The 10,342-nt window shown below is 41.7% G+C and carries 11 protein-coding genes and 1 pseudogene; 7 read left to right on the top strand and 5 right to left on the bottom strand.

What is annotated here, in order from left to right; all coding sequences use genetic code 11:
* Nucleotides 1–86: 86 nt before the first annotated feature.
* Together traI and BLW34_RS13835 are read right to left on the bottom strand one after the other, a co-directional pair.
* Nucleotides 87–1,271 (bottom strand): TraI/MobA(P) family conjugative relaxase, encoded by a 1,185-nt coding sequence (gene traI, locus BLW34_RS13840; protein ID WP_256203810.1) that lies wholly within the window; start codon nt 1,269–1,271, stop codon nt 87–89.
* A 15-nt stretch (nt 1,272–1,286) separates the two neighbouring features.
* Entirely contained in the window at nt 1,287–1,640 is a 354-nt protein-coding gene (locus BLW34_RS13835; protein WP_090580786.1) for a plasmid mobilization protein, read from the bottom strand.
* Nucleotides 1,641–2,009: 369 nt separating this feature from the next.
* Here BLW34_RS13835 and BLW34_RS13830 point away from each other — a divergent pair, with 369 nt between their 5' ends.
* The 4 genes from BLW34_RS13830 to BLW34_RS13815 are packed head-to-tail and all read left to right on the top strand — an operon-like array spanning nt 2,010 to nt 4,671.
* A complete protein-coding gene (locus BLW34_RS13830; protein WP_090541808.1) occupies nt 2,010–2,351 on the top strand; it encodes a TraK family protein in 342 nt (113 codons plus the stop codon).
* Nucleotides 2,351–3,082 carry a nucleotide-binding protein gene (locus BLW34_RS13825; RefSeq protein WP_090580784.1) on the top strand — a complete coding sequence of 244 codons (732 nt, stop codon included), beginning with the start codon at nt 2,351–2,353 and terminating at the stop codon, nt 3,080–3,082. Before BLW34_RS13830 ends, BLW34_RS13825 begins: the two co-directional genes overlap by 1 nt.
* A complete protein-coding gene (locus tag BLW34_RS13820; RefSeq protein WP_090580781.1) occupies nt 3,079–3,522 on the top strand; it encodes a conjugal transfer protein TraM in 444 nt (147 codons plus the stop codon). Before BLW34_RS13825 ends, BLW34_RS13820 begins: the two co-directional genes overlap by 4 nt.
* 39 nt (nt 3,523–3,561) lie before the next feature.
* Nucleotides 3,562–4,671, top strand: coding sequence for a hypothetical protein (locus tag BLW34_RS13815; RefSeq protein ID WP_090580778.1), 1,110 nt, complete (start codon nt 3,562–3,564; stop codon nt 4,669–4,671).
* Nucleotides 4,672–5,481: 810 nt separating this feature from the next.
* Here BLW34_RS13815 and BLW34_RS17530 read toward each other — a convergent pair.
* The gene (locus tag BLW34_RS17530; RefSeq protein ID WP_371263954.1) at nt 5,482–5,667 is read right to left on the bottom strand and encodes a restriction endonuclease; all 186 of its coding nucleotides are present in this window, start codon (nt 5,665–5,667) and stop codon (nt 5,482–5,484) included.
* 406 nt (nt 5,668–6,073) lie between these two features.
* On the opposite strand from BLW34_RS17530, the gene BLW34_RS13805 reads away from it, so the two are divergent.
* Together BLW34_RS13805 and BLW34_RS13800 are read left to right on the top strand one after the other, a co-directional pair.
* The gene (locus tag BLW34_RS13805; protein ID WP_143037944.1) at nt 6,074–7,168 is read left to right on the top strand and encodes a ParA family protein; all 1,095 of its coding nucleotides are present in this window, start codon (nt 6,074–6,076) and stop codon (nt 7,166–7,168) included.
* Nucleotides 7,165–8,241: a ParB/RepB/Spo0J family partition protein gene (locus tag BLW34_RS13800; RefSeq protein ID WP_090580769.1), complete on the top strand. Its 1,077-nt coding sequence runs from the start codon at nt 7,165–7,167 to the stop codon at nt 8,239–8,241. The genes BLW34_RS13805 and BLW34_RS13800 overlap by 4 nt, the downstream gene beginning before the upstream one ends.
* A 176-nt stretch (nt 8,242–8,417) precedes the next feature.
* Here BLW34_RS13800 and BLW34_RS17525 read toward each other — a convergent pair.
* Nucleotides 8,418–8,724, bottom strand: a pseudogene (locus BLW34_RS17525) (DDE-type integrase/transposase/recombinase); the annotation flags it as partial.
* 131 nt (nt 8,725–8,855) lie between these two features.
* Here BLW34_RS17525 and BLW34_RS13785 point away from each other — a divergent pair.
* A complete protein-coding gene (locus BLW34_RS13785; protein ID WP_090580760.1) occupies nt 8,856–10,088 on the top strand; it encodes a hypothetical protein in 1,233 nt (410 codons plus the stop codon).
* Between the two features lie 69 nt (nt 10,089–10,157).
* On the opposite strand, the gene BLW34_RS13780 is transcribed toward BLW34_RS13785, so the two are convergent.
* Nucleotides 10,158–10,342, bottom strand: a 185-nt coding sequence (locus BLW34_RS13780; RefSeq protein ID WP_218138868.1) for a hypothetical protein, incomplete at its 5' end; no start/stop codon positions are given.

Below are 10,342 nucleotides of genomic sequence, written 5' to 3'. Positions count from 1 at the left end.
GCGCTAAAACCAGAGGTTAAATCCCTCTTTTTTATTAACCTAACTGGTACACTTTTCGCGCGCTATGCTGGTACCTTTTTGCTCCGTCATTGACAAACCAATGCTTCAGCATGACCATTTTTTGCTTCTTTGGCTAACCAATCCAACCACCCCATTCTGGAATGATTAGCTTTAGAGCGTTGATAGGCGTTTTGGTAATCGCTTTTAATGACTCCGATTCTTGTTTTGAATTGATGATGCGCAGTTGCATACAGTGCTTTCTTTGCCAATCTCCCGGCGTTGATGCTTTTAATGAGTTTGCGCTTAAGTTGGGCTTCCCGTTTGGCGCGTTCGATTAATCGATCTCTGCTGTGTCGCAACAGGGCCCATTGGTTGGTGCGCTGTCTGGCGGAGTCGCTTTGTTCTTGCTGGTATCTTGCATAGAGACTTGAAGACTCCATCCGGTTTTGTAATGGCCTCGGCTGATAGTGTTTGTTGTTTTGTGGCAACGATTGCGCAGAATGTTCACTCGGTACAAAGGCACCCAGTCTTTGGGTCAAATTCCCTTTGGACAAAGATCGATCAACAGAGCTGGCTTTAACGGCCACATTATTACTGGCAATCAATATAAACCCATTGCCACGTTCTTTAATTGCAAGGCCATGTCTGGCTAAAACCTGATGTAAATCCTGCCAGCGATCCGATCGCTTGATTTCAGTGAGCGCCTCTCGCTTGATCCAGCCCACTAAACTCTCCACACCCGTTCTGGCTTCAATTTCCTGCGCCACTCTGGAAGCTTTATCGTTTAGGGTTTCATGATTAACTGTGGTTAAGCCATATTCCTGTTCGATTTGCTCACAAAGCTTCGCTACCTTGATGTAGTCATAGTAGGGGTTGTGAATGGTGAGGGTTTTGGGGTGAATCTTATTGATTGCGATATGCATGTGCAGGTTATGGGTGTCATCGTGCACCACGCTGAACCGTTGATGACCCGTAAAACCCAAAGCCTCGCAAAACCGCTCTTCAATTGCATTCAGATCCGCGTGTAGCAACCGCTCGCCTTCCGGGAAGCTCAGCACCAAATGACAGGTCTTATCTGATTTGGCGCGCGTGTTCATTTTCTGGGTATTTTGTATCTCAATGAGTGCCGCTGTCAGATCATCTGTGTAACAGTTTGCTGCTTGTATTTGACTGATGCGTTCACTCTTGCCTTGAGGATCCGTCAGATACTGTATCAGTGCAGCGTAGTTGCTTTTGCGCACACATTTGATGGGTATGATTTTAGCGATCATCACGATAATTAACCGTTAAGTATGGGTCTTTTTGTTGCTGAGTTCCAGAATCGCATTCAGCATCGCGTTCTGCGTTGTGCGTATGGCAACCAGGGTTGCCTCAATTTCTGCCTTGCTGGTTATTTTTGTCCGGACATCATTGGTCAGCCACATCTTTAATAACCCCCCTGCCCTACCCAGATCGCCGTTAATTGCTAACAGTTTTTCTACTTGCTGATTATCAATGGTGCTCGGCACAAGGTATCCCAGACTCACCTGACGCATGTATTTAGCCACTGACAAACCCGTGTCACGTGCTTTTGTTCTGATTCCCTGCTCTTCATCCCACGTTACAGGCACTCGAAGATGTAACAGCCGCTTTTGAACCATGACTCACCTCAAAAATTATTCTGGCGTTGATAGCCTCGCAGAGCAAGATTCGTTGAGCACAGTCATGTGCGAATAAGACCCGTGTGATGTGAGTTAACTTTTTCAAAAGTTAGCTAACTTCACATATCTTGCCCGGTAGAGTTTGTTTATACGATCCATATTATCATTAAACAAATACATTGCAAATGAGTAATATATGGATATACTAATACTTTAACAATACTGTAAAGGGCCTGTAATTTGTCTTTACAGGTATTAAATACAAACAGTTATCATCAGGAATGAACCAAACAGGAAGTAAATGAATACCCAATAGATACTGTAATAAATTGGAATATTTTTACGCCAAATAACAGTCAGGAATTTGCCATGAGCCCATCGTTATCCGAACGAATCTCTTTGAGAGAGCAGAAAAATCCAGGTCGTAGGAATTTATATGAACCGGCTTTCTTGGCCCTGAAAACAGAAATCAGCCAGGCACTTCATGACGGATGGTCAATGCGACAGATATGGTCGACGCTAAAAGATGAGAAGAAAATCGGTTGTTCCTATCTGTGGTTCAGGAATCTTGTCAAAAGGCACATTTTTGATAAACCGGATGATTTATCTGCAAGGAAGAAGCACAGGCAGCCGGTATCCGGCATGACTCAGGAGCGAGAAAGCAATGGCTTTAACTATCGTTCGTCCATTGATAAAGAGGAGTTAATCTGATGGCTAAAATACATATGATTTTGCAAGGCAAAGGCGGTGTCGGTAAATCTTTCATCGCATCGACACTGGCTCAGCACAAGCAGGCCAAAGGAAAAAAGCTGCTTTGTGTTGATACTGATCCCGTGAACGCAACATTCCATGGGTTCAAAAAGCTAAACGTGCGAAAGATCAACGTAATGTCCGGTGATGAAATTGATCCGAGAAAGTTCGACGACTTGATTGAACTTATCAGTAAATCAGAAAGTGACGTCATTATTGACAACGGCGCCAGCACCTTTGTGCCCATGTCGCATTATCTCATCAGCAACCAGATCCCTGCCCTGCTTCCAGACATGGGCCATGAACTGGTTATTCATACGGTCATTACAGGCAGCCAGGCACTGCTCGACACCCTGACAGGTTTTGCGAATTTAATCGAATCCTTTCCAATTGATACACTGTTTGTCGTTTGGTTGAACCCCTACTGGGGCGAAATAGAAATGGATGGTAAAAGATTCGAGGAAATGAAAACTTATTTGGATAACAAAAGCCGCGTGTCGGCCATTATCAGAATCCCTCATTATAAGGCGGATACCTTCGGCAAGGATTTGAGCGAAATATTGCAATCCAAATTAACCTTCAGTGAAGCTCTGGAGAGCAAATCCCTGCCCATCATGGTGCGTCAGCGGCTAAATATCATAAGGAAACAGCTCTTCGCGAACATTGAGAGTGTGGCCGCTGTTTTAACATGACAACGATAGAACGGGATCATTGCAGCAAGATCATTGAGAGGGTCGCTGCCAAACACGGCATTGCCCTCACGGATGATGATCCGATATTAATGATTCACACCCTCAATGAAATCTTGCTTGAGGAAAATAATAAAGCGCACCAGGTGCTTTTAAATAATTTCCGCTCGACATTGGAAGAAAATATCAGCCTATGGTCGCAGGCTACGGAAAATAAAGCCAATACGCTACTCCAGGCAAGCTCTCGAAACACCCATCTGTTAACCGAACAAATAATCAATGCTTGTTTTGAGTCAATCGATCAAAAAATCGCATCCGGTTTTAACGAGAAAATAAAAGAGGTATCCACTCTCGCCCAAAGTACCAGGCAAGCAGCCATCATCAATTTATTGGCCACAGGCCTGTTCTTCATTGCTGTCCTGGTTATGGTCCTTGTTTTCTAGGGCTTATCTCATGAGGGCAAAAATTTCAGAGGTTCTGATATGAGTGACACACAGATAATTAATAGTACAATTACGCATGCATCCGCAAGTAAATGTGTACTCCCTCATGCACAATATAAGCTAGTGAAAAAACCACCAGAAAAGTACATCAAAAGCGTTCAGCTTGACCTATTCTCACAATTTGTCACCAATGACAAAAGTGAGGTTTCAAATACCATTGAAATATGGGAAAGCATTCCGAAATATTTTCTAACACCTGCCCAGGTAAAAAAATTAAGAACAGAGACAGGCCATGCTGACCCCTATGAATGGAACTATACGGAGAAAGGCAGCAATTTTACTGTCCGCATTCAACCCGCCTTGATAAAACAAGGGAATAATAAATATCAAGCGTTCTTCCCTGGTATAACTGAAGAACTTGTAGAAGAAGCTTTAAAAAAAATTCTCACTATACAAAATCATGGTATTCATGATGTCAACAAAATCGAAACATGGGTACGGTTTTCTTTAAGAATGGTTTTGAAAGAACTCGCATCCAGAGGTCGTGACCGAAATATTAACCAGATAAAACATGCTATAGAAGTAATGAGTTCTTGTGTAATCACGCTCTCTAAAGATAAAAAAGAAATCTGGAAGGGTTCCATTCTACAAGATCTGGTAACCGTTGGTCGTGAAGAGTATCTGGCCGATACCGACGCACAACATATCGGTAGATTGCCTCTGTTTATTAGCCATGCAATAAATCAGCTTGAATACAGACAGTTTAACTATGATCGTTTGATGAGCTGCGATGAGCAATTAACTCGTTTAATTTACAAGAAATTAATCAATCGTTACCGACACGCCAATTTTATCAATAACTATCATTTCATGTATTCAGATTTGAAAAGCACCGGGTTATTGCAGCAAAGCAGAGAAATTGATAACAGAAAAAAAGTGCTCTCCGCGTTAGACGAACTTAAAGAAAAGAATATCATAGCAAGCTATGAAACAGACGAACGTAAAAAAAGCCGCGCAATTACAGATGTTAAATACATAATATATCCATCAAATGAGTTTATTAGCGAACAAAAGGCCGCCAATAAACGCAACAGCGATTCAGATAAACATATCATCGACTCAAACCTAATATCTGTGAATAATTCTTAATAATGTAGTGGTTATGACTCACATTTTGTGGTGGCTATAAGTCACACTTCATTCAAAAAGTGGTGGTCATAACTCACACTATGTGGTGGTTACAATTCACACAACGATTTTTCTAACAAATTCTTACCCATTTCAGCATAAAAAATTCACATTTTTCTGTTCAGAATGGAGGTTATAGCTCACACTTCAACTAAAAAGTGGTGGTTATGACTCACACATTTGGTGGTTATAACTCACACTTATAACAAAATGAGGTGGTTATGACTCACACTACGTAAAAGATGGAGGTTATAGCTCACAATTCGCATATAAAAAGATTGTGTATCTTTATGTTTTAATTACATATTAAATAGCGGTAAGAACCGCTATTCTTTTCTTCTTTTAATCTTTTATATATTAATCTTTACTTAATCATAGCTGTTAATATGTGGATAACATTTTAGATAGCTACAATCCACTGACTGTGAAAATAAATAATTTGAGCAAACATAAAAAAAGAGATAAATCTAAACTAATACCCAGCCTATTTCGCACCAGATCGAAACGTATTCGCTCCAATTAGATTAGTTAACCCCCTCCCCCCCTGCCCTAGTATTTAACCCCCCAGGGAAAGGTTAAAACGTTTTATTAAACACTTATTAATAATAAACAGCGTATCGTGAGCGCTTTCACTCACAAAAATATTGGGACTGTCTGCCCCAACCCCCGAGAATCTTTAAAAAACGGTGATGTTCCTGTATGGATTAACATTTCAATCCATTGCAATCAGCTGTTCATTTTCAACGTAAACATCACAAGGAAACGGACACTTTAATGATTACAAAACGTCCTTTCAGCAAAGGGCAATTTTCTACCATCCTCATCGGCAAGCTTGACTACCAAATCGATACCTACATCACGGCTATCCATATTTTGTTGGTTCGCCCAGTCAGCACACGTCCATACATCTGAAAAATTGAGGAAGTAGGTTAGGTCATGTTTGAGGAAGTATTTGATTAACAGCTCAAAGTAATTGCTTTTTTCCTCTCCGTGCGTGACGCATTGGGATAGCTCTTGAGCAACTCATGTAAATCTATCATGTATTCCTCTTCTAAATAATTGTTACTGGATTTTATTGAAATTTGACTTGGGGATATTCAATATTTGAATCCGCGATTCATTTAGCACTGCATAAACAAATTTATTCAGAATTTCCAAACAGTTTCTTAAAAGTATTCTTTCCATCAAGAGTTTTATTACTCACTTCTACATAATATATTTTCTAAAGTTTATCTATCTCGATTAAATCATTCTTGTTCCATACATCTATTATTATCCCAGTATCACATTAATATTTAATAGCAACATTATTCATCTAACAACCTTGATATGTACCAGCTTCTAATTTATCATGAAAATATAATTGAAGCTTTTATTCACATATACAGGGATCTTCATGAGGAATTACGGAGTTAAATCGCGCTTTGCTCAGGAATTCGTTGGTTTTTCAGGATCAAACAAAGCTTTTCGGAATTTGTTTGGTGATCGCGACAGCAACGGTGAGCCTTATCATCGCCTTTATACTGCCGAACAGATCAGACAAGCACGACTGAAGCTTTTATCATCATCCCCTGAAATACCGCACAGTCTTTCTATTCCACCAATCATCAATTGCCGCATGTCAAAGGGAGGAACTGGGAAGACAACTATTGCCGCAAATATCTCCTCCGCTTTAGCATTATTTGGTCATAGAGTATTGATGATTGATGGTGATCCCCAAGCTTCATTGACCAGCATGTTTGGCATTAATTGGGTGACCGAAGAGATTGTTCACATTGGCGAATTGATGCGCCGCCAATACCGCCGAGAGCATGTTAATCTACAGAGCGCTATGCGTCAGATTTACGCAGGAGGCATGTTGGATTTGATTGCATCTGATATTACCTTGGCAGATGCAGACAGCTGGCTTATGGGCGCAACAAATCGTGAAGCAGTTTTTAAGCGCTTACTAGACTCTCAGATAGAGATCCTGACTAATTACGATGTAATCGTTATAGATTCAGCACCAGGAACTACTTTATTGACCAATACGCTAATGTTTGCCAGTAAAACGATTCTAGCCGTAGTCTGGTTAGATGGACAGTCTCTAAAAGCGATGGAAGTCCTTGCTTCAAATATCACAGAACTTAATCGTGCGTTTGCTGGACAGGGTTTTGAGCTCAATGTACATATCGTCGCCAATGGCTATCATCCTAGCTATGGACCACCGAAAGATGCTCTTTCAACTCTTATGACGAAATACCCGAATGAGCTTGACGACAATATCATTCCACACTCTGCTGGTTTTATGCGACAAATGGACTTATTTCAGGAACAAAAAAGTGGGCCTTTAATCGAGCGCGAGCCCTCTTCCGTTGGGGCGCGTGCTATTATTGATTTGACCAAGTCGTTAATTAAGCACTATGGCATTAAATTAAACGGCATTCCCGCTATTCCTATTACAGTAAAAGCCCTATGAACATGAAGAAGAAAGTTCCTCCCAAAGTTAGTGGCCTTGTTCAGAAAGGGAAAATTAATTTCGTTGATCAGTCAATAACAGAACGCCTGCCAGACTTTGTAAACATTGATTCTTTCGATGAAACATCATTTCCTACGGCTTTTTCTGGAAATGTGACGCAAACTAATGTCACTCAAGAAACTGATATCAGTGCACATTCTCTTCACAACGATAATGACTTGGTGTCACAAACAAAATCTAACCAGGATTTTATATTGCGCCCAGATGAAATTGTTCAACAATTATCAATTGATAAAATAAAACGCAGCCCCTACCAACCAAAAAATCGACTTGATGAAGCGCATGTCGCAGATCTTGCTGAAAATATGCGCAATGATGGTCTTCACCAACCGATCTTAGTTCGCCCTATTAGAAATGGTGAATACGAACTCATTGCTGGAGAACATCGCCTAGAAGCTTGTAAGCTTAATGGACTTCAAGCTATTTCGTGCATCGTTCGAAAGATGGACGATAACCAGGCAGCCAGAGCACTACTTTTTGAGAATTTATTTCATCGCGCTCTCTCCGATTTTCAAATTTATCAAGGATTCAAATTATTGCTGAAGATGGGTGCCATACAATCAGTACGAGCGCTAGCAAGAGAGACAGGGTACTCTACTACCCAAATTCAACGTCTTCTGAGTTTTGATCACTTTCCAGACAAAATTCATGATCTGCTCAATAATCATCATAATCTTATCGGTGCAAATGCTGCGGAAGCTCTTGCAAAACACTGTAAAAATGGACGGGGGGATTTGGTTTTTGATGCCTTATCACTGATTCGAGATGGAAAACTTACTCAAGTACGGGCCTCAGCTTGGATAGAAACGCGCTTTACTACTAAACCGCCACGAACAAGCAGGGTCCTTACCCGTGGCTACCATGGCCAAGAATTCTGCACACTTACACGTGATGGCAATCAAATAAAAATTCGTATTGCTCCTGATATCGATTCGTCAGAGCTTGAAGAAGCACTATACGAGACACTACGGCTTAAAGCAGCGCAAGTAGCATCTGAAAAAAGAGAGCAATAATGTGTGGTATGAAAAATCTAGGGGTGTTCCTAGTAGGAACACCCCTATCGTTTCTTATCCCTACTTTGAGTCATCACTGTATTAAAACCTATACTTACAGAGGCTCTGTTGCAAAAAAGCATGACGGTTAAAGCCAACTCTCTGGTAGGTTAGATTTATTTTGTGTAAATGCCAAATTATCTTTCAAAGAGACGGATTCCACCTATGGGCCCCTGTCCATATTTGCAGGCATTCACCAGTCCTTTTTTAAACATCTGCATCAGCTCAACCCCCCTTGATTGTTGCATAGGCAGTCTTAATTGATTTGAAACCGCGTACGAGGTTGATTAACCGTTTAAGCTTTCTGTGGTCAGCTTCTATAATATTGTTCAGGTATTTCACCTACCTGTGCACTGTGTCCGCCGAACACTTTCCTTTCGCTTTCAGTTCTGCAATAACGGATCCGAAGGCTGGTGCTTTGTCGGTATTAATGGTCTTCGGATGCACCCAGGTCTTCATGGATTTGAAGGATTTGGTAACGTAGAATTTGAGAGACCTGAGAGTTATAAAATATAGTTGCCCTCCAATATAGTGTTTGGTTTTTTGCATAAACGAAATCCAAAAAGGAGGGCAATATGGGAACGACCCTGCAGAAGAAGATTACGATCGAATTTGACTGTCAATTCAGAGTCTGCGTGGCGCAGAGTAGTTTTTCATCGATTATGAAGGCGTTTCTTATGTTGTTGCCACAGTTGCTTGAGGGTTTCTTCCAGAAAGTGCTTGTTGGCTTTGGCGAGTATGAGATGGTTCAGGAAAGAAAGTCATTCGTTTGTCAATGTTGTGGCAATAACAGGGAATTCATTTGGAAGACGCGGCATGGAAAAGCAACGATTATTCTCACCTGGTTTCGATATATCACGCTCAAACAGCTGCAGGTGCAATGCAGTGCGTGCGGCAGTAAGCAGTACATCACCCGAACGTTGCTCGGCATGGAACCGAGGAAGAGAATTCCCGAAGAAACGCGGCGCAAGTTGGCGCTGATGGGAGCGTTGACGTCCTACCGTGTATCAGAGAAATTCGGCAATATGTTCGGGTGGGCGATAGACAAGATGACGATCTGGAGGTCTGTGCAACGGGTTGGCGCCGGGATAGATTTTGTTCTGGATGAAAATGAGGTGCCACGTTGCGAGGCGGATGGAACCGGCATTGGGATTACCGGGATCGCCAAACGGGGAAAGGAGTTGAAAGTGTTGGTGCAGTATAAAGAAGGGGGCGGCATCAGGGTCGCGGGTATCGATATCGGCAACTACAACGGCTCATGGGACAAGCTGTTTCAAAAGAGTATTGAGGTGATCAAGAAATTCAAGGAACCATTTTTGCTTTTAACCGATGGCGATACTTCTATTTTTGAAAGCTTGAAAGGAAAGGTTACAGTCCTTGTTCAGCGATGTTTGTGGCATATTCCCTACCAAGCACAGTATGCTTTATGGTCTGATGGCGTTAAAAGAAAAAGCAGGGAATGGTTACATGTTGTGGCGGAGCTGACGGAGATATGCGCGAGCCGGCCTTTGGTAGACTGCCCCGATACGATTAAAGCGATGATCGAATCCAAGAAAGCGCGATTGAAAAAAGTGATAGATTATTGTCAGGAAAAAGAATTCAAGCGTTGTGTATCTTATCTTGAGAATGCTCGCGAGGATATGTTTACGGCTTTGGAGAACAGATTAGCAGGAAAGACGACAAGCAGAGTAGAAAGATTGTTTCGGACGGTGAACATGAGGGTCAATGTCAGCAAGTGGAGCACAGAAGGAGCACTTAATGTCACCAAGGTTCGACTCGCTTATTACTACAATGGGTTTGATGCTTGACGGTGACACAACAGCAGCAAAATAGAGGGTCATTATTTCAGGTCTCCTATTGACAACGCTACCAATGTTTTATGCAAAACAATTATCTTTTGCCCTCCGAAGTCGTGCACAGCCTGCTACGCATTCTTCCGGTTTGGTTTTCCAGAGTCGTTCACGCAAATCATCCGGTGCACTGATTAATAACGATCTGAGTTGATTGATGGTTTGTGTTCTTGCCTTGACTGCACTACGTCTGACAACCGATAACATACGCA

It is taken from the genome of Nitrosomonas sp. Nm58 (assembly GCF_900107335.1).
Taxonomy (GTDB): Bacteria; Pseudomonadota; Gammaproteobacteria; order Burkholderiales; family Nitrosomonadaceae; genus Nitrosomonas.
Note: the sequence above shows the minus strand (reverse complement) of the source record. Positions and strands in the feature narration are given on the sequence as shown.